This window comes from Paenibacillus sp. FSL R7-0272, from assembly GCF_037969905.1.
GTDB classification, from domain to species: Bacteria; Bacillota; Bacilli; order Paenibacillales; family Paenibacillaceae; genus Paenibacillus; species Paenibacillus polysaccharolyticus.
This window is the reverse complement of sequence record NZ_CP150221.1, coordinates 2,441,815-2,462,137: the sequence shown is the minus strand read 5'-3', so window position 1 is coordinate 2,462,137 and position 20,323 is coordinate 2,441,815. Positions and strand designations below refer to the sequence as shown.

Here is a 20,323-nt window from a genome sequence, read left to right as displayed (position 1 = left end):
ACCGTACATTGAACCACAATTCAAATGCCTTGGATAACTGATGTCACAATCCTCCCGGACTTTACGCCGCATATCCGCCATACCATTTTACTCGGAAGTGTACCTCCGGTTCAACTTTTCCCGGACAAAAACGAAAAGGGCTTGTCTCCAAGCCCTTCCCGGTATCCGTTATATTAACGAATTTCTTTAATTCTCGCTGCTTTACCGCGTAGTTCACGAAGATAATAAAGCTTCGCACGACGCACTTTACCACGGCGAGCCACTTCGATTCTATCGATTTTAGGGGAATGAAGCGGGAAAGCTCTTTCCACACCTACACCGTAAGAAATTTTACGAACTGTAAAAGTCTCACTGATTCCACCACCACGGCGTTTAATCACAACACCTTCGAACAATTGGATACGCTCACGAGTTCCCTCGATTACCTTAACGTGCACTTTCAAAGTGTCACCAGGACGAAAACTCGGAATATCTTTGCGAAGTTGTTCTTGTGTAATCGCTTGAACGATATTCATCTATGACTCCCTCCTTCCGTACAGGCGTTCATACTTCTTCCAGAGATCACCTTGTCTCTTTCATTATCCATAGAGGACCGCCGTATTCCACATAACAGAATTATTGTATCACGTGGCACATTAAAACACAAGCTAAATAACCAAATTTATAATAGATCGTCTTACATCCATCTGTGTTTTTTTATTAACAGCTCATAGTTCGCAATTCTCGTATCCATTTCTTCTCTTAATTAGTAAATAGGTGAAAAGTTTTGGTCCGTTTTTAAAAAGTCAACCACTCTCATGGATAAAATAATGTAACTTTCCGACATAGAAGATCGTCTATCATATACTTAAAAGCTCATTACACGAGCAGCGTAACGAATTTTAAGAAATAGATGAATTCTAAAGGAGAACCAGGAGAGACATGAAACACATCAGAAAATTATTGCTAGCCTCACTTGCCTTGCTCACATGCACCGTTACATTATACGCTTATGCTGTTAATCATCCCACCAACGCGTTATCCCACAAGGCCTGCTCGTCTTGGAATATCGTACAACGTAAATTCTTCACATTAACTCACTCGGACTTTTCGCTGCATTCCAAGCTGGATCGCTCTAACTTTGTTATCAAACAAGGCACGGCTACAAAAGTTCCTGTTCTCATGTATCATTATGTTACACCAAAAGTTGACAATCACGAGCCAAAGAATAAATCCATCATTGACCTGGATGTGTTCGAGCAGAATATGAAATATTTACACGAAAATGGGTACCGAACCGTTACTCTGGCTCAGCTTGAACAATACGTTAACGGTGAAATCTCGCTACCTGAGAAATCATTTGTCATTACCTTTGATGACGGATATCAAAACAATTATACGCTGGCTTATCCCATACTCAAAAAATATCATTTCCATGCTTCCCTTTTTGTCATAGGTAGCCGGATTCAGTCTACACCAGTCGCTTTTAACCCTAGTAAAAAAAGCGATATCTCCAAGCAAGAGATGGCTGCAGGAAGCGATGTATTTGAGTATAATAGCCACACCTTTAACCTGCATCACAAAGGATATATGGTATGTGGAGACGATCTGCCCGTTACGCTGGATACCAGCCTGCTGGATCACGATATTGAGCAGATCAAACATATCGGTATCAATACGCCATATATCGCCTACCCTTATGGATATTTCAGTGAACAAATGATTTACAAACTCCATCAGCATGGATATCGCATGGGATTCACGGTTAGACCCGGATTTGTTCACCCTGGGGATTCACCCATGGTTTTACCTCGCTTAACCGTTACAAATGATACCGATCTCCCTACCCTGCTACAAACGGGTTCCAATATACTCAGTGAGCGGTTCTAGATTAGTAATGCTTTCAAACGAATAATTCAATTCTGCCTTGATTAAATCAAAAAAGCCGATGGATGCAGTCTAAGCTGTCCACTCGGCTTTATCTTTACCTATTTCTTATCTTGTTCAGCCCGGTATTGCTCCAGCCATCTCCGTTCCTTCTCCGTCAGATCTGCCGACTCCAACAGTTCAGGTCTGCGCTCCAACGTACGAATCAGCGATTGTTCTCTACGCCAAGCCTCGATATTCAGATGGTGTCCAGACAAGAGCATATCCGGCACTTTCATGCCTCTAAATTCAGGCGGGCGAGTATAGTGAGGATACTCCAGCAACCCCGTACTGAATGAATCCGTCACTGCACTTGTCTCGTTACCGAGCACCCCCGGAATCAGCCGTACAATGCTATCAATGGCTACCATAGCAGGTAGTTCTCCGCCAGTCAGAACATAGTCACCAATAGATAGTTCATCCGTCACCAGAAATTCGCGGATTCGTTCATCATATCCCTCATAATGACCGCAGATAAAGATCAGATGATCTTCTTGAACCAGTTCTTCTGCCTTTTTCTGAGTAAATGTCTCACCTTGCGGACACATCAGAATAATCCGGGGCGCTTTCATTGTGGCGGCAGCTTCTCCGCGCTGTTGCAAAACATCCTCTACGGCAGCAAAAATCGGATCAGGTTTGAGCACCATACCTCCACCGCCGCCATATGGTGCGTCATCCACAGTGTTATGTTTATTGGTTGCGTAATTTCGGAAATTGGTCGCCCCAAGCGAGACAAGCCCCTTGGCCTGCGCTTTACCCAGAATGCTTGTGCCAAACACACCATCGAACATTTCCGGGAATAATGTTAATACATCCACCTTCATGTTACAGCAGTCCTTCCATCAGGTGAATCTTGACCTGCTTCTGCTCTACATCCACATCCAGAACAACATCGTCAATCACCGGAATTAGCACTTCTTTTCCCGCCGGTGTTTTGACTACCCACACATCATTCGCACCTGGGGTCAGAATCTCCGAAATCGTCCCGATTGACTCTCCCTCTTCCGTAATGACAGCGCATCCTACGATTTGATGGAAGTAATACTCCCCTTCTTCAAGTTCAGCAAGGTTTTCTTTGGATACTTTCGCTATCCCCCCCTTGAACTTTTCCACTTCGTTAATGTTGCCGTATTCTTTCAGACGAACGATATACATATTTTTATGCAGACGCGCAGATTCCACTGTAACTGGCACCGGATGATTATCCGGAGTAAACAAAAACAATTCAGCATTTTGGGCGAAACGTACTTCTGGAAAATCAGTCAAAGGCATGATCTTTAACTCTCCACGAATTCCATGCGTGTTCACAACTTTCCCTACATTCATAAACTCTGCCATACAATCCTCCTACGAAATTCAATCAAAATAAACAGGTATTTCAACTCTCGTACAGCCGTTCCGGCGACGGTTCGTTCTTCCGATCGCTGTTACCCCCTCATTTTTTGAATCTATAATTTAAAGGTGAAAATGAGGTGATAAAGGCGAACGCTAACGCTTCTCCAGAATCGATTCCGTCCCCTACACTGCTTTCGATGTCATGCATACCAAAAAAAATTTCAATTTAATATCTAATCTAACATATAAAGTTCAGCATGCACGAAAAGGGGCTAGGACATGCATCCTAACCCCCTTTCGTATATCTTTAAGATATGATATCAACGGTAACCCGTTTATCCATCTTAACTGCTGCTGATGTGACGACCGTGCGAAGAGATTTTGCGATTCGTCCCTGTTTTCCGATCACCTTTCCGACATCGTCGGGATGAACCGTCAACTCATAAACGACAAGCCGGTCTTTCTCAATCGTCCGAACCGCCACATCATCCGGATGATCGACCAAAGCCTTAGCAATTATGCTTACTAATTCTTCCATAGATGACCCTCCGAATCAGCACCTTATTTAGATAATTTGGACTCGTGGAATTTCTTCATCACGCCCGCTTTGCTCAGCAAGTTGCGGACAGTGTCGGATGCTTGCGCACCGTTTTGAAGCCATTGCAATGCTTTATCTTCATCGATCTTAACAACAGCCGGTTGTTCAACCGGGTTGTAGTAACCGATCTCCTCGATAAAACGACCGTCACGTGGGGAACGGGAATCCGATACCACTACGCGGTAGAAAGGAGCTTTGTGAGCACCCATACGTTTCAGACGAATACGAACTGCCATTTGAAAATTCACCTCCTTCAATGAAATCTGGTTCTCATGTAAACGGCTGTTCAATCAACGGAAAGGAAACTTCATTCCTTTACCGAGACCTTTCAACTGTTTCATTGCTTTATTCTTGCCACCCTTAGGACCCATCATATCCGAGAATTGCTTCATCATACGGCGCATCTCATCAAACTGCTTGATCAGACGATTCACCTCTGCGAGTGACGTTCCACTTCCGGTAGCAATCCGTTTCCGGCGGCTATGGTTAATCATATCCGGGTTACGCTTCTCTTCCGTTGTCATTGAATAGACAATCGCTTCGATTCGGCCCATCTGTTTATCATCGACCTTCAGGTCCTTCGCTTGTTTCATCTTGCCCATACCCGGAATCATATCCATGATCTGGTCAATTGGTCCAAGCTTTTTCACCTGATCCATCTGCTCCAGGAAATCCTCGAACGTGAATTCTGCATTCCGCATCTTGCGTTCCATTTCCTTCGCTTTCTCGGTATCGATATTGGACTGTGCCTTTTCAATCAAGGACAACATGTCACCCATACCAAGAATACGTGAAGCCATACGTTCCGGATGGAATGGCTCCAGTGCATCAAGCTTCTCCCCCAGAGAGGCAAACTTGATCGGGCAACCTGTAACTGCTTTAACAGACAGTGCCGCACCACCACGTGTATCGCCATCCAGTTTGGTCAGTACAACTCCGGTCAGGGCAAGTTGCTGATTAAAGTGTTCCGCCACATTAACGGCATCCTGACCTGTCATACTGTCGACAACGAGTAATACTTCATCCGGGTTCACTACACTGTGAATCTGACGCAACTCTTCCATCAGTTCTTCATCAACATGCAAACGTCCGGCTGTATCCACGATCACATAATCATGTCCGTTATCTTTTGCGTGTTGCAAACCTTGGCGAGCAATCTCCACCGGGCTTGTCTGATCACCGAGGGTGAACACTGGCGCCTTCAACTGCTCTCCCAGTACTTGTAACTGCTTGATCGCAGCCGGACGGTAAATGTCGCCTGCAACCAGCAAAGGTCTGCTATTTTGCTTTTGCAACATTTTTGCCAGTTTACCGGAAGTCGTCGTTTTACCCGCACCCTGTAAACCAACCATCATGATCACTGTAGGTGGTTTATTCGACTTCGCCAGCTTAGCTTGACTTCCACCCATTAACTCTGTTAATTCTTTGTTAACAATGTCAATGATGACCATTCCGGGTGTAAAGCTGTCCATTACTTCTTTGCCGACAGCCTTCTCTTTCACTTTGGCGATGAATTCCTTGACCACTTTGAAGTTTACATCCGCTTCAAGCAATGCCAGACGTACTTCGCGCATCGCTTCGGCTACGTCTTCGTCAGACACCTTGCCTTTGCCGCGCAGCTTGCTGAACACATTCTGCAATCGGGTCGTTAATCCTTCAAATGCCATGATCCCACCTCCTTCATGCTTTAATTCCATTTTAAAACTGATTCGTCTCACTTCACTGAAAACAATGGTTACTCTCCCAGCAAAGCAACGAGATCGTGTATTGGTTTGTTGTTATCCACGGTAACGCCAGCGCGTTCCAGTGCTTGTTGTAAATCTTCAAGGTAACGGCTGCGTCTTTCATACTTCTCAAGCAAGCCAAGCTTGCTCTCATAGTTTTCAAGCACTTGTTCAGCACGCTTGATATGTTCGTATACCGCCTGGCGGCTGATCTCAAACTCGGCTGCAATTTCACCAAGTGAAAAATCATCATGAAAGTAATATTTCAGAAATGTTTGCTGCTTCTCTGTCAACAATGATTCGTAAAAGGCAAACAGCAAGTTAATCCGGTTTGTTTTCTCAAGCCGATTTTCTTGACTCATATCGGGGCACTCCCTTCGTCAAGGAAAAACACTTTACACTCTTGCAACGTTCCTAATAATACCTAAAACAAATCAGGATGTCAAGCAAAAATACTTGTCACAATAAAAAGAGACGCTATGCCTGCCATGGACAGTTTAAAAATGCCATTTTTAGACGTTATAAAGACTTATTTTCTGTCCATTCAATAAAGCAAACTAGAAGTCTTTCAAGCCAGAACCAAAAAGAAAAACGAAACATCCCTAAAGAAGAGACGATTCGTTTAACGCTTCTAACGAAGTGGTGTCAGATAGATTAAGACCGCGAAGAAATGCAGAATACTGCCTGCCAGTACAAACAGATGCCAGATCGCGTGGTGAAAAGGGAAACCTCTCCACACATAGAACAATGTCCCCAGCGTATACATCAGGCCTCCTGCAACCAATAGTACAATCCCCCCTGTGGGAATTGCTGACACAAGCGGTTGCCAAGCAATTACGATCAGCCACCCCATCGCAATATAGAAGATCGTCGACATAAACAGAAACTTCTTGGTGAAAAAGGCTTTGAAGATCACTCCGGCCAGTGCAATGCCCCAGATGACACCGAATAGCGTCCAGCCCAGCGTTCCGCGAACTGCGACGAATAAAAACGGCGTATATGTGCCTGCAATAAACAGATAGATGGAAGAGTGGTCAAAAAACTCAAACAAGTCTTTTGCCTTGCCCTCTTTGAGCGCGTGCACCAACGTTGAATTCGTATAGAGCATCAGCATGGTAATACCATAGATTGTAAAACTAACAACATGCCAGGCCGTGCCTTTCATACTGGAAAATACAATTAACAACACTAACGCAGCTACACTAAGTGCAGCACCGATTCCATGTGTCACGGCATTGGCGACCTCTTCACGACGGGAATAGGTATAGGTATTGGCCATATCAACCTTCCTTTCTAACCCATTACAATATCAGTTACCTTTCATTATACACGTATTGCCGATGACATTACACGTGAGCTCTCACATGATGCAGCGGCAATACGGTGAACATGATTATTCATTTACGACCCAAGATCAGGATTGTGTATTCTCTTCTTCGGCATTCTCTGCCGGTTGCTCCTGAATTAATCCTGCGAACAACGCGTGAACAAACTGCTCAGAATCAAATTCCTGCAGATCATCAATTTTCTCCCCAAGACCAACGAGCTTCACAGGCAGGTCCAGCTCCTGACGGATTGCCACTACAATACCACCTTTAGCTGTTCCATCAAGCTTGGTCAATACAAGACCCGTTACTCCACTTTTCTCTCCGAAAAGTTTGGCCTGATTCAGCGCATTTTGTCCCGTCGTCGCATCCAGCACCATGAGCACTTCATGCGGCGCACTTGGAATCTCACGCTGAATGACACGATAGATTTTGTTCAGCTCGTCCATCAGGTTACTTTTATTTTGCAATCGGCCTGCCGTATCACATAACAACACATCGGCTCCGCGCTGTTTCGCGGCCTGCACCGCATCGTACATCACAGCAGCCGGATCAGAACCGGATTGCTGTTTGATCACATCAACGCCTGCACGCTGTCCCCATACTTCAAGCTGCTCGATCGCTCCGGCGCGGAACGTATCTCCAGCGGCCATAATTACTTTTTTCCCTTGCTGCTTGAAACGGTGAGCCAGCTTGCCAATCGTCGTTGTTTTACCAACACCGTTCACACCAACAAATAAAATAACCGTAATGCCATCCGGATTCATTTTCAGTTCATTGTTTTGTTCCCCACGAAGCAAATCTGTCAGTTTCTCGGACAACACAGGCTGTAACTCAGCCGCATCCTCAATTTTGCGTTTCTTCACTTCTGCGCGCAGGTCTTCGATCAGATTCATGACCGTATTGACGCCTACGTCTGCCCCGATCAGAATTTCTTCAAGTTCCTCGTAAAATTCCTCATCAATTTTTTTGCGGCGAATGACCAGATCGGTTACTTTTTCCACAAGCCCTTTGCGTGTCTTTTCCAGGCCATCCTTAAACTGTTTAGTAACCGACTCCGTTTTACTTGCAATGCTGTCCCGTAGCTTTTTAAAGAAACTCATAAAGCCCCTCCATCGTGTAGATAATTAAATCGTAAATGGTCATGATTTTGTAAAATTAAATGAATCCTATTTGAAGCACACAGCAATCTCCATGCAATTAGGCGATGTCTGCTTCCTCATCATCCAGTTTAACCGAAACGAGCTTGGATACTCCGCCCTCTTCCATCGTAACTCCGTATAGGACATCTGCCTCTTCCATCGTGCCTTTCCGGTGCGTAACCACAATAAATTGGGTTTGCTCAGAGAACTCACGCAAGTATTGGGCGAAACGAACGACGTTCGCCTCATCCAGGGCAGCCTCAACTTCGTCCAATACGCAGAATGGCACAGGTTTCACGTGCAGAATGGCAAAGAGCAACGCCATCGCCGTTAAGGCCCGTTCTCCCCCCGACAACAGTTGCAGATTTTGCAGTTTCTTACCCGGTGGCTGGGCTACGATATCAATGCCTGTTTCAAGGAGTCGCTCAGGGTCCATCAGAACCAGATCAGCACGTCCACCGCCAAACAGCTTCGTAAAGACGGTACCAAATTCACGACGGATCGCGTCAAATGTAAATTTGAAACGCTTCGCCATTTCATCTTCCATTTCCTTGATAACCTGATACAATGTCGTTTTGGCTTCCACCAGATCATTCTTCTGTTCGTTCAGGAACTCATACCGCTCATTCACCCGCTGGAACTCTTCGATTGCACCGAGATTCACATCGCCAAGAGCGGATATTGCACGTTTTAACTTCTGTACCTCAGCTTGTGTGCTCTCCACATCTTCAGGCACTGGATAACGTTCTTTGGCAAGCTCATAGCCTAACTCATATTCATCTGTCAGCTTACGCAAAATATTTTCCAGTTCAACATCCAGACGGTTCACGGAAATTTCAGTCTGACGCATCTGCTCTTCCACCGCTTTGAGCTGTGTGCGCTGCTCCTTCGTTTCACTCTCGGCCAGCTCCAGCTTTTTCGACAGTTCACTGCGCGCGGCACGTTTGAAGTCCAATTCTTGAGATGCCTGTGCCTTTTTAAGCTTGTACTCGTTTAAATCTTCAATCTGTTTTACACTTTCACTCTGTGTTTTCTTAAAATCAGCTTCCATCGAAGCGAGCAACGTACGATTCTGTCGCAGATCTTTGACTAGTGAATCAACCTCTCGCTCCAATCTCCGCAATTGCTCTTCATTTGAGAAGCGTTCCTGATCCAGCTTACCTTCCCGGACTTTCAGTTCGGTCAGCTGTGTTTGCAACTCTTCTTTTGCAGACTCATTGGCCTTCCGGGCAAACTCTGCTGCATGAATAGCGCGATGAGTTGCTTTCTCCTCTTCCTCAAGTTGCTCAAGTTTTTTCTCCGCTTCAACCCGGGATTTGTCCAGTTCCTTAATTTCTTCCGTAAAGCCGTTCTTTTCCTGACCTGCCACAGCGACCTGCTCCAATACATGGCGCAGTTCATGCTCAACCTGCTTCATCTCCATCGAGGCCTGTTGCTCTGCATTTCGGGTATCGTCACCAGACTGACGTAGCTGATCCAGCTTGTCCTGACACTGCTCCAGCTGAGCTTTGACATCTTCCACACTGCGATGCAGTTTCACAATCTGCTGCTCGGTATCCACAATATCTTGATCCAGCTGATCCAGTTGCCGCTTGCGGCTGAGCAGACTGCCATTTTTTTTATGCTGACTGCCGCCAGTCATGGAACCGCCAGCGTTGACGACATCCCCTTCGAGGGTTACAACGCGGAAACGATACTGACAACGTGCCGCAATTTTATTCGCAAACTCCAACGTTTCTGCAATGATGACATTTCCGAGCAAGCTACCGATGATCGAGGCATATCTTGAATCATACTGTACAAGTTCAGCACCGATGCCAACAAAACCGTCCATACCCTCAACCATCGAGCGTTCACCTGCACCGATTGAACGAGGACGAATAACGTCCAGCGGAAGAAAGGTTGCACGTCCCAACTGACGTTGCTTCAAGAAAGCAATAGCCTGTCTGGATACGGCCTCGTTCTCCATGACGATATGCTGTAGCGCAGCCCCCATCGCTGTTTCTACCGCAAGCTCGATCTTTTCGGGAACTTTGACGAGTTCTGCCACAGCACCATGTACTCCGTTTAGCGTCCCCTTTCGAGAAGCTTTGAGCACTTCTTTTACGCCCAGCATGAAGCCGTCAAAATCATCTTGCATTTCTTTCATCGTATCCCGGCGGGACACTTGTGCTTCGCGCTTTTGCTCCCATTTACGTACAGTACCACGGCTCTCTTCCAGGAGTTTTTGCAAAGACTGCAGCCGTTCGCTTTCCGAAATATAACCCCCGCGCAGTTCACTGATTTCCTTACCTAACCGAACCACTTTTTTCTGAATCTCTGCTTTACGGCCTTCTAACGTCTCTTTCTGTTCTTCCCATTTGCCGGATTCTTCTGATGCACGGTTCATTCTGCGCTCCAGCGTTTCTTTTTGCTGGTCCACATACCGTATTTCGTTTCGTGCCTGCGCCATCTGATTCATCAGTTCCAGCAAGTTCCCTTTGAGGCTCTCCTCCTGCTGCTGACTTATTCCACCCGTAACACCGATAAGCTTAGCTTCTTCTTCGGACAAACGATTTTTTACATCAGCCAGTTCCAGTTCAAGCTTGCCAAACTTCTCTCGCAAGGCAATCAGCTCAGCTTCACGTTCCTGATGTCTCTGCTCGCTCACCGCCAGCGTTTCCCTCAGTTGCTCCTGATTCGCTTGCAGATTACGCGAACGTTCCCGAAGAAGCTCTCCATGCCCTTCGCTTTTCTCTGTTGCCTCACTAAATTGCAACAAAGCAGCCTGAAGTTCTTCCGTCTCCGTTTCCAGCAGACGCAGTGCATTGCGATCATTCTCCAGCTTTGCATCATGTGTGGATACAATCGCCGCCAATCCAACCTCTTCGTGTTTAAGTGATTCCAGACGTTCGCTCGCTTTGCTCCAGGAAGCATGAATCTGTTCAATCTGATACACATACATCGAAATTTCCTTTGATTTGAGTTCGGAACGAAGTTGCTTGTAATGCATGGCTTTCTCGGATTGTTCTTTCAGCGGGCCAATCTGATCTTCCAGTTCGGTTACAAGATCGTGAATACGTAGCAGATTTTGCTCTGTCTCATCCAGCTTGCGCGTTGCATCCCGTTTGCGGGATTTATATTTAACGATTCCTGATGCCTCTTCAAAGATTCCACGGCGATCCTCTGAACGAGTACTCAAGATCTCCTCAATGCGTCCTTGTCCAATAATCGAGTAAGCCTCTTTACCTATCCCCGTATCCATGAACAGTTCTGTGATATCTTTCAAGCGACAGGATTGTTTATTGATAAAATACTCACTGTCCCCGCTGCGATGAACACGACGGGTCACGGTTACTTCACCGAAATCCAAAGCGAGTGCATGATCCTCATTGTCCAGTGTAAGGGAAACCTCTCCGTAGTTGACAGCTTTACGCGCATCACTGCCTGCAAAAATAATATCTTCCATTTTACCGCCACGGAGTGACTTGGCGCTTTGCTCCCCCAATACCCAGCGGATACCATCGGATATATTACTTTTACCGCTTCCGTTCGGACCTACAACCGCTGTAATGCCACGAACAAATTCCATTTCCGTTTTGTCGGCGAATGACTTGAATCCACCCAATTCTATTCGTTTCAGAAACATAGGGCTTCTCGTCACCTCCTCTTGCAAATTTCAATTAATGCCTTCGACACCTAGTAAAAAATCCGATAATGCCTCCCGAGTCTCTTTACAAAAAAAAGAGCAAAAAGCAGTCCGGCCGATTACTTCCGCCGGGGCGGGCCCGCGGGCTGCTCTTTGCTCTTCGTTTGTCTAAGCGCTGCCTGGTACAATTCAGGCCTCCGGAAGCTTCAATCGTTCAAGCGCCGCAGATGCTGCCTGTTGTTCCGCCTCTTTTTTGGAGCGTCCTGTACCTCGGCCAAGTCGTTCTTGGCCCATATGGACCTCCGAGACAAACTCACGTTCATGGGCTGGTCCCCGCTCTTCGACGATCCGGTACTCCAGAGCCCCCATATTGTGATGCTGTGTGAGTTCCTGCAACTCTGTTTTGTAATCACTCATTTGCAGCTTGCTGCCAACAACGATTAACGGAAACACATGCTGATCCAGAAATGCTCGCACAGGTTCAAGACCCTGATCCAGGTATAACGCACCTATAAATGACTCGAACACATCCGCCAGAAGAGCTGGACGTGTACGTCCTCCAGTTAATTCCTCACCTTTTCCAAGAAGTACATATTGTCCAAAACTAAGCGCTTCAGCAAATTTGACCAGGGAAGGTTCACAGACAATGGATGCCCGCATCTTTGTTAGTTCTCCTTCCGGACGGTTAGGATACAGATGATACAAGTACTCCGATACAGTCAACTCCAATACTGCATCGCCCAGAAACTCCAGACGTTCGTTATCCTGATGTTGACTGAATCGGTGTTCGTTTACGTAAGAAGCATGGGTAAACGCTTGTTTTAGAAGCTGCCTGTTGTCAAATTTGATTTGAAGTTTTTGTTGTAACTGCTTCAGATCTTCACTCAAACGAACTAGCCCCTTATGCTTCAAATTTTTTGAGAATAATGGTAGCGTTGTGACCGCCAAATCCAAATGAATTGGACATTGCTACATTCACTTTGGTTTGACGTGGAACGTTAGGCACGTAATCCAGATCACATTCAGGGTCCTGATCTTCCAGGTTGATCGTTGGAGCCAGTGTCTGATGTGTCAGGGACAATCCGCAGATAACTGCCTCTACACCACCTGCAGCGCCAAGCATATGGCCTGTCATGGACTTGGTGGAACTTACGGCAAGCTTGTACGCATGATCGCCAAACGCCTTTTTGATGGCTAACGTTTCGGAACGGTCACCTACTGGTGTTGAAGTTCCGTGTGCATTGATGTAATCCACTTCTTCCGGCTGAATGCCTGCATTGCGAAGCGCCATCGTCATACAACGTGCTGCTCCATCTGGATCTGGTTCTGTCATATGGTGTGCATCACCTGTCAGACCGTAACCGATTACTTCACCGTAGATTCGTGCGCCACGAGCCTGAGCATGTTCCAGAGATTCCAGAATCAGAATTCCGGCACCTTCACCCATAACAAATCCGTCACGACCTGTATCAAAAGGACGGCTTGCCTTCGTAGGATCGTCATTACGTGTAGACATCGCACGCATCGCGCAGAAACCTGCAAGTCCAGTTGGCCTAATGGTTGCTTCAGCACCGCCGCAGATCATCGCATCTGCATCGCCATTGGCAATCAACTTGAACGAATCTCCAATGGAGTGTGTTCCTGTCGCACAAGCGGTAACAACGTTGATGTTCGGTCCTTTGGCACCAAGTGAAATGGACATCTGTCCAGATGCCATATTCGAAATCATCATCGGAATAAAGAACGGGCTCACACGTTTAGGGCCTTTTTGCAAAAGCGCATTGTGCTGATCTTCCCAAGTTCCCAATCCACCAATACCAGAACCAATCGATACACCAAAACGTTCTGCATCAATATTTTCGTTGATTTTCAGACCACTATCTTCAACAGCTTTGAAACCAGCTGCCACAGCGAACTGTACAAAACGATCCATCTTCCGTGCGTCTTTTCGATCCATATATTCTTCCGGGTTGAAATCTTTGATCTCGGCTGCAATCTGTGTCGTGTATTCACTAACATCAAATGCCTCAATCTGAGAAATTCCGGACTTTCCTGCCATTAAACTGCCCCAGAACGTCTCTATATCTTTTCCGAGCGATGTCATTACGCCCATTCCGGTAATTACAACTCTTTGTTTCAACCGACTCACCTCTATATCGACTGCATTACGCAAGTATTTTGTGGGAATATCCGCAGACTCGAATGCAAGACGCCTCTCCAAAGATCAGCAGGCACCTTGTCTGCGGGATGTGAAAAACCAATGAATGATGAGAAGTCCCGCCTGTTCGAAAACAGGAGCGGGACTGAATTGACTTTAGGTATGAGATTGTATGTAGTTTACAACTTCACCTACGGTCGTAATTTTTTCTGCATCTTCATCAGAGATTTCCAAATCGAATTCATCTTCCAATTCCATGACCAATTCCACTACATCCAAAGAATCAGCACCCAAATCTTCTTTGAAAGATGCTTCAAGTGTAACTTCAGCTTCGTCTGCGCCCAAGCGGTCGACGACGATGCGTTTTACACGCTCCAATACATCGGACATCCGGTTCACCTCCTCCTTGGTATTATACGAGAATCGCAGGCAAAATGCCATAGAAGACATATGCGGCTCCCGGCCGGGGAACCCGGCCTTTTTCCGGCATTTCGGATCGTCCAGCGCCTGTTCCCCGACTTTGATTCAAAGTCCAGGAAATTTACATGTACATGCCGCCATCGACATGCAGTGTTTGACCTGTCATATAAGATGAAGCTTCTGATGCAAGGAATGTAACCACACCAGCAATTTCATCCGGCTGTCCCAGACGGGACAACGGAATGCCACTAAGCATACCATCGACCAGCTCCTGAGACAATTCCTTGGTCATATCGGTTTCAATGAAGCCCGGTGCAACACAGTTCACCGTAATTCCGCGAGAAGCAAGTTCTCGAGCAGAAGCCTTCGTTAAACCGATAACTCCCGCTTTGGCAGCCACGTAGTTGGCTTGACCCGGATTACCCAGCACACCAACGACAGAAGAGATGTTAATAATTCTTCCTGAACGTTGTTTCATCATTGGACGTGTTACTGCCTTCAGACAGTTAAACACCCCTTTAAGATTCGTTTCGATAACTTGATCGAACTCTTCTTCTTTCATACGCATAATGAGGTTGTCCCGTGTAATCCCCGCATTATTCACCAGAATATCGACATTGCCCCATGCTTCAAGCGTTGTTTTCACCATCTGTTCCGCTTCAACCATCTGACCTACATTCGCCTGAATCGTAATCGCCTGAACACCTTTTGCACGAATCTCTTCGGCCACTTCCTCTGCCGCAGCCTGACTGCCCGCATAGTTTACAGCAACATTCGCTCCGGCTTCAGCCAAGGCAAGTGCAATACTGCGGCCAATTCCGCGGGATGCTCCGGTTACTAATGCATTTTTACCTTCTAACGGTTTAGACATAACCATTCCTCCTCTCCCTGAATCTACACAAGTTGAAATTCGATTATTTACACAGCCACTCCGATGACAGAATAACCTTTCAATCGCTGTTATCCCCAGATTTTCTTGATTCCCTTTTCCAAAGGGAAAAATCTGGTGATAAAGGCGAGGCCTACGCTTCCGATGCAGCTTTCTTGCAGAAAGCTTGTAGCTTCGCTTTCCCAGGTTTTTTCTGTCCTCTCCGTTAAAGTGTAAATAAATAGTTTTGCTTATGTGATTTAATTATTTTTTAAGATCAGCAGCAGTTGCTTCCAAGGTTTCAAGACTGTTTACATTGTATAATTTTACGGTTTTATCTGTTTTTTTAATCAAACCGGTTAATACATTGCCTGAACCAATCTCAACAAACGTATCCACACCTTGCTCAATCAGCCATGTCACACTGTCTTCCCATAAAACCGGAGAATAGACCTGGGTGGTAAGCAAGTTCTGAAATTGTCCATCTTCAGCAGGTCTTGCGGTTACGTTAGCTACCACAGGAACCTTCGCAGGTGAGAACGTCGCTGTACTCAGCTTATCGGCCAGCTTATCGGCAGCGCCTTTCATCAATGAAGAGTGGAACGGACCACTTACTTCAATTGCAATTGCGCGCTTGCCACCTGCTTCCTTCACCCGTTCTGACACGGCAGCAACGCCCTCTTTTACACCCGAAATAACGATTTGTCCAGGACAGTTAATGTTGGCAAGTTCAACTGTATCTCCGCTTTCTGACACTTCACGGCAAAGCACCCCCAGCGCTTCCCGATCCGCACCCAGTACAGCAGCCATTGCTCCCTGTCCACCTGGAACAGCTTCTTCCATATACTGACCACGTGCCCGGACAATTTGCACAGCATCCTCAAAGGAAAGAACACCCGCTGCCACTAGTGCACTGTATTCGCCCAAGCTATGACCTGCAACGTAGTCTGCCTCAATTCCTTTTTCTTTGAAAGCTTCCAGCAGTGCAATACTCGCGGTGAGCAGTGCCGGCTGGGTATTGGATGTCTGTTTCAGCTCCGTGTCTGGTCCTTCAAAGATCAGGTTGCTCAGCGAGAAGCCCAGCGCCTCATCTGCTGTGCGAAAAACTTCCGTGGCTGCAGGTACAGACTCATATACATCTTTGGCCATACCTACTTTTTGTGATCCCTGTCCAGGGAATACAAAAGCGATTTTACCCATTTCATTCATCCTCCAGCTGTCTAGTTTACCATACGAGTACGGATGCGCCCCAAGTCAAACCGCCGCCGAAACCAACCATCAAAACAGTATCTCCTGCTTTCATACGGCCTTCTTCTGCAGCTTCAACCAGTGCAAGTGGAATGGATGCCGCCGACGTGTTCGCATACTTGTCTACATTGACAACCACTTTCTCCTCTGGAAGTTCAAGTCGTTGCATAGCCGATTGAATAATTCGAACATTCGCCTGATGTGGAACGAACAAATCAACATCCGTGCGATCCATGCCAGCTTTGCGAAGAACTTCAATCGTTGCTGTACCCATGACACGAACAGCAAATTTAAACACTTCACGGCCGTTCATATAGATATAATGCTTTTTGTTCTCGATCGTTTCCGCACTTGCTGGCAGACGTGAACCACCGCCTTCAATGTTAAGAAGACTGCCTCCTGCCCCTTCTGCACCGAGATCAAATGCTTTGAAACCACGGCCTTCCGGAACTTCACCAACAACGACAGCTCCTGCTCCATCACCGAAAAGAACACAAGTGTTGCGGTCTGTGTAGTCTGTAATACGTGACAAACAATCTGCACCAATAACAAGCGCGTTGTTGTACATGCCGCTTTGAATGAAACTGGTTGCCGTTGCAAGGCCGTATACAAACCCGGAACAAGCAGCAGACAAATCAAATGCAGCAGCGCCCTTGGCTCCCAGCTTATCTTGCAGAATGCAAGCTGTCGACGGGAAAGAGGAATCCGGTGTAATCGTAGCAACGATAATCAGATCCAGATCACTGCCTGTCATGCCAGCAGATTCAAGCGCTTTTATTGCTGCCTCATAGGCTAGATCAGAAGTAGCTTGATCCGGTGCAGCGATGTGCCGCTCCTTAATACCTGTACGACTGACAATCCACTCGTCATTCGTATCGACCATTTTTTCCAAATCACTGTTTGTCAAAATCTTCTCCGGCACATATTTACCTGTACCAATAATCCCTACCGGACGCAAATTATTCATATCGTCACTCACTTCCCACTAATTTCCTTAGATATGCTCTCCACCAACTGGTTTTGTACTGCAATCCGTGCCTGACGCACGGCATTTTTGATCGCATTGCCGTCAGCGGAACCATGGCTTTTGACGACCAGTCCACTCAAACCTAACAATGGGGCACCACCGTGCTCCGTATAATCAAGTTTGCTCTTTAACCCACGCAATTCTGGCATGAGTACCGCCGCAGCCAATTTATTTTTGAAGGATGAAGTAAATTTTTCTTTGAGCAGACCGAATATCGCTCCTGCCGCGCCTTCCAGTGATTTCAGCAGGATGTTGCCGGCAAACCCGTCACACACCAGCACATCACAGGCACCAGTCAGTACATCACGTGCCTCTACATTCCCCACAAAACGAATCGGAAGCTGTTCTAAGAGCGGATAGGCATGTTTGGTCAACTCATTGCCTTTGCCCGGCTCTGTGCCCACGTTGAGCAACCCCACTCTCGGGGAGGCAATGCCTTGTACTTTTTGCCGGTACAAACTGCCCATCAGCGCGTATTGTGCCAAGTGTTCCGGTTTAGCATCCATATTCGCACCGAGGTCTAGCGCAAGCACACCTACATCATCCATCGTGGGAATCATGGGGGCAAGTGCAGGACGTTCAATTCCGTCCATCCGGCCTACAACAAGCAAACCAGCCGTCATTAACGCCCCTGTATTCCCTGCCGAGATCATGGCGTCGGCTTCCTTCTCTTTGACCATACGTCCGGCTACAACCATGGAAGAATCCTTTTTGCGCCTTACTGCCTTTACTGGCTCATCATCTGAACCAATCACTTCGGAAGCGTGTCGAACGCTCAAATTGGCCGGTCTTGCTCCTGACTGACTTAAAAGAGGTTCAATCTTGGTTTCATCGCCAACCAGGACGATCTGTGTATCCGCCCATTCCGTAGCTGCGGCAATAGCCCCTTCTACGGTTGACGCAGGAGCATGATCTCCTCCCATGGCATCAATGACGATTCTCATTCCATATGACCTCCTTCTTTGCTGTCTTCTCCACCTGAATGATAGATCACAAAATTACCTTGGAACACCATTTCTTCACCAACATAGGTGAACACTTCAACTTTGGCTTTCCCCTTCTGACCGGGAATTGATTTCACATAAGCTTTGGCAATACACTTTTCTCCCAAACGAACAGAGCGAACAAAACGTATATCTGCCGAAGCAGTTAACGCAATCTCATCATTAATGACAGCGACAGCAAGTGAATTCGCTTGTGCAAAGACATAGTGCCCGCGGGCAATACCTGTTCTTGAAAAAACATGTTCCTCTTTGATCTCAAATAAGGATATCCCGCTCTTGTCCAGCTGTAAATCCACAATGTCACCGATAATCTCATGCAGGGGCAGTGATCGCACCTGATCATACGAGCGCTCCGCCATCAGTTTCATCCGTTCCCGAAGCTCCGGTATGCCAAGTTCCAGCCTGTCAAGACGGATCGTCTGGATACTTACCTTCAATTGACGTGTAAGCTCCTGATCGGTCACAAACGGATTCTCGTCTATCATTTTGGTTAACTGCTGTTGCCTCTGTCTCTTCGGTAAACGCTCGATGCCTGACACCCCCCGCTGTATCGTTTCCAGAACCTACCTTTAGGTTCGTTCTTTCAAACCTTACTTCTTTATATGCTGTAGCCCTGCTTATTCAGGGAGCTTCTAAATAAAAGTGTATGATGATCTGTATGTAACGTCAAATCTTAGAACCTGGTACTAAACTATAGTATATCTCATCCTGTGTCAAAAAGAAAGGCTAGTATAACAAATTCACATCACTTCATCAAAGTGCTGATGAACATGTGTAACAAGCATACATACCCGCTTGAACAAGCTTATGTGTTCACTTTTCTTTACACAAAAAAGCAACACCTCATCGAAATGAAGTGTTGCTTGATGTGTAGCTATTATTGAGAGATGATCTCTCTTGCTTTGTACGTTCCGCACACTTTGCACACGTGGTGAGCAAGCTTCAATTCGCCGCATTGTTCACATTTCACCATGCCCGGTACAGCCAATTTAAAGTGAGTGCGACGTTTGTCGCGACGCGTCTTGGACGTTCTCCGTTGAGGTACTGCCATTATTCCCACCTCCTTATCAAAATCAACCTTTGCAGGTAGTTGTTACGTTCGATTTTCAATCATGCTCATTTAAAAAAATCCTTGAGTCCTGCAAGCCGCGGATCAATAACCTGGTTATCGCAACCGCAGTCACCTTCGTTCAGCTCATGGCCACACTTAGGACAAAGTCCTTTGCATGTCTCGCTACAGAGCGGTACAAACGGAAGATCCAGCAGAAAAGCTTCCTCGGCATAACCTTTCAGATCAACGCTATCCTCATCCACATAGAGAGTATCGTCATCTTCAGATAATTCCTCCGGTTGTTTTCCCTGCTTGAATTGCTCATGAAAATCAATATGAAAATGTTCACTTAGCGGCTTGAGACAACGGGAGCACAACATGTCCACCCCTACTGTCAGTTTGCCATGAACATCCACAACGTTCTCCTCTCTGATCTCTGCAGACAAATCTGCAGTCAGCGGAGTAACGGCTGTGATATCTTGTCGGTTAGAAACCAGATGTTTGATATCCCACTGTTCGTTAAAGCGCAGGGGGCGATCACTGGTTGCCACTTTGCGAAATGGCATTATCATGTTCTATCACTCCAAACGAAACCAATTTCATAAATAGTTGTCTAACGAATGGCGGCAGTATACAGTTCAAGACGATCCTAATATGTGCGTTCATTCCTGACTGTATGTATGCTGTCTGTCACTCACAAAAGATTTATGAAACTGACTTAACAAACAAAAATCATTATACCGATTTTCCAAGAGGTTTGTCAACACTTTTAACTTTACACCCTTTCTGGAAAACGATCACTCCGATTCAGCCGTCACATCTGATCTATTATAGACCTACTCCATCATAACTACAAGTCATCTATAGGATCTATACTTACGATTCTATCC

21 protein-coding genes are annotated in these 20,323 nt (G+C 46.3%); 1 reads left to right on the top strand and 20 read right to left on the bottom strand.

Annotated elements, in window-relative coordinates:
• Positions 1 to 173: 173 nt before the first annotated feature.
• Positions 174 to 515: a 50S ribosomal protein L19 gene (rplS, locus tag MKY23_RS10920; protein WP_024630190.1), complete on the bottom strand. Its 342-nt coding sequence runs from the start codon at positions 513 to 515 to the stop codon at positions 174 to 176.
• 406 nt (positions 516 to 921) lie between these two features.
• Here rplS and MKY23_RS10915 point away from each other — a divergent pair, with 406 nt between their 5' ends.
• The gene (locus MKY23_RS10915; protein WP_186811706.1) at positions 922 to 1,869 is read left to right on the top strand and encodes a polysaccharide deacetylase family protein; all 948 of its coding nucleotides are present in this window, start codon (positions 922 to 924) and stop codon (positions 1,867 to 1,869) included.
• 98 nt (positions 1,870 to 1,967) lie between these two features.
• Here the strand turns inward: MKY23_RS10915 and trmD are convergent, their stop codons facing one another.
• The 19 genes from trmD to MKY23_RS10820 form a co-directional block, all read right to left on the bottom strand.
• Positions 1,968 to 2,729 carry a tRNA (guanosine(37)-N1)-methyltransferase TrmD gene (trmD, locus tag MKY23_RS10910; protein WP_154886394.1) on the bottom strand — a complete coding sequence of 254 codons (762 nt, stop codon included), beginning with the start codon at positions 2,727 to 2,729 and terminating at the stop codon, positions 1,968 to 1,970.
• 1 nt (position 2,730) lies between these two features.
• Positions 2,731 to 3,243: a ribosome maturation factor RimM gene (gene rimM / locus MKY23_RS10905; RefSeq protein WP_221790593.1), complete on the bottom strand. Its 513-nt coding sequence runs from the start codon at positions 3,241 to 3,243 to the stop codon at positions 2,731 to 2,733.
• A gap of 304 nt (positions 3,244 to 3,547) precedes the next feature.
• Complete coding sequence (locus tag MKY23_RS10900) at positions 3,548 to 3,778, bottom strand: KH domain-containing protein (protein ID WP_090923895.1); 231 nt, start codon at positions 3,776 to 3,778, stop codon at positions 3,548 to 3,550.
• Between the two features lie 23 nt (positions 3,779 to 3,801).
• Positions 3,802 to 4,074, bottom strand: coding sequence for a 30S ribosomal protein S16 (gene rpsP / locus MKY23_RS10895; RefSeq protein ID WP_056700527.1), 273 nt, complete (start codon positions 4,072 to 4,074; stop codon positions 3,802 to 3,804).
• Positions 4,075 to 4,128: 54 nt separating this feature from the next.
• Entirely contained in the window at positions 4,129 to 5,505 is a 1,377-nt protein-coding gene (gene ffh / locus MKY23_RS10890; RefSeq protein WP_090923896.1) for a signal recognition particle protein, read from the bottom strand.
• A 68-nt stretch (positions 5,506 to 5,573) separates the two neighbouring features.
• On the bottom strand, positions 5,574 to 5,924 hold the full coding sequence (locus tag MKY23_RS10885) for a putative DNA-binding protein (protein WP_090923897.1): 351 nt from the start codon (positions 5,922 to 5,924) through the stop codon (positions 5,574 to 5,576).
• Positions 5,925 to 6,193: 269 nt separating this feature from the next.
• The gene (locus MKY23_RS10880; protein WP_090923898.1) at positions 6,194 to 6,841 is read right to left on the bottom strand and encodes a hemolysin III family protein; all 648 of its coding nucleotides are present in this window, start codon (positions 6,839 to 6,841) and stop codon (positions 6,194 to 6,196) included.
• Positions 6,842 to 6,976: 135 nt separating this feature from the next.
• Positions 6,977 to 7,990, bottom strand: coding sequence for a signal recognition particle-docking protein FtsY (ftsY, locus tag MKY23_RS10875; protein ID WP_154886398.1), 1,014 nt, complete (start codon positions 7,988 to 7,990; stop codon positions 6,977 to 6,979).
• A 97-nt stretch (positions 7,991 to 8,087) separates the two neighbouring features.
• Positions 8,088 to 11,657, bottom strand: coding sequence for a chromosome segregation protein SMC (gene smc, locus MKY23_RS10870; protein WP_154886400.1), 3,570 nt, complete (start codon positions 11,655 to 11,657; stop codon positions 8,088 to 8,090).
• Positions 11,658 to 11,846: 189 nt separating this feature from the next.
• Positions 11,847 to 12,545: a ribonuclease III gene (gene rnc, locus MKY23_RS10865; protein WP_090923901.1), complete on the bottom strand. Its 699-nt coding sequence runs from the start codon at positions 12,543 to 12,545 to the stop codon at positions 11,847 to 11,849.
• Between the two features lie 13 nt (positions 12,546 to 12,558).
• The gene (fabF, locus tag MKY23_RS10860; RefSeq protein ID WP_090923902.1) at positions 12,559 to 13,797 is read right to left on the bottom strand and encodes a beta-ketoacyl-ACP synthase II; all 1,239 of its coding nucleotides are present in this window, start codon (positions 13,795 to 13,797) and stop codon (positions 12,559 to 12,561) included.
• 174 nt (positions 13,798 to 13,971) lie between these two features.
• On the bottom strand, positions 13,972 to 14,205 hold the full coding sequence (gene acpP, locus MKY23_RS10855) for an acyl carrier protein (protein WP_024630176.1): 234 nt from the start codon (positions 14,203 to 14,205) through the stop codon (positions 13,972 to 13,974).
• A 151-nt stretch (positions 14,206 to 14,356) separates the two neighbouring features.
• The gene (gene fabG / locus MKY23_RS10850) at positions 14,357 to 15,106 is read right to left on the bottom strand and encodes a 3-oxoacyl-[acyl-carrier-protein] reductase (protein ID WP_090923903.1); all 750 of its coding nucleotides are present in this window, start codon (positions 15,104 to 15,106) and stop codon (positions 14,357 to 14,359) included.
• A 261-nt stretch (positions 15,107 to 15,367) separates the two neighbouring features.
• Positions 15,368 to 16,303 carry an ACP S-malonyltransferase gene (fabD, locus tag MKY23_RS10845; protein WP_339837919.1) on the bottom strand — a complete coding sequence of 312 codons (936 nt, stop codon included), beginning with the start codon at positions 16,301 to 16,303 and terminating at the stop codon, positions 15,368 to 15,370.
• Positions 16,304 to 16,328: 25 nt separating this feature from the next.
• Positions 16,329 to 17,318: a beta-ketoacyl-ACP synthase III gene (locus MKY23_RS10840; protein ID WP_090923953.1), complete on the bottom strand. Its 990-nt coding sequence runs from the start codon at positions 17,316 to 17,318 to the stop codon at positions 16,329 to 16,331.
• Positions 17,319 to 17,326: 8 nt separating this feature from the next.
• Positions 17,327 to 18,322, bottom strand: coding sequence for a phosphate acyltransferase PlsX (gene plsX / locus MKY23_RS10835; RefSeq protein WP_090923905.1), 996 nt, complete (start codon positions 18,320 to 18,322; stop codon positions 17,327 to 17,329).
• Positions 18,319 to 18,867, bottom strand: a complete 549-nt coding sequence (gene fapR, locus MKY23_RS10830) for a transcription factor FapR (RefSeq protein WP_244159423.1) — start codon at positions 18,865 to 18,867, stop codon at positions 18,319 to 18,321. The genes plsX and fapR overlap by 4 nt, the downstream gene beginning before the upstream one ends.
• A 392-nt stretch (positions 18,868 to 19,259) precedes the next feature.
• Positions 19,260 to 19,433 carry a 50S ribosomal protein L32 gene (rpmF, locus tag MKY23_RS10825; RefSeq protein WP_090923906.1) on the bottom strand — a complete coding sequence of 58 codons (174 nt, stop codon included), beginning with the start codon at positions 19,431 to 19,433 and terminating at the stop codon, positions 19,260 to 19,262.
• A 65-nt stretch (positions 19,434 to 19,498) separates the two neighbouring features.
• Positions 19,499 to 20,005 (bottom strand): DUF177 domain-containing protein, encoded by a 507-nt coding sequence (locus tag MKY23_RS10820; protein WP_090923907.1) that lies wholly within the window; start codon positions 20,003 to 20,005, stop codon positions 19,499 to 19,501.
• Between the last annotated feature and the right edge of the window lie 318 nt (positions 20,006 to 20,323).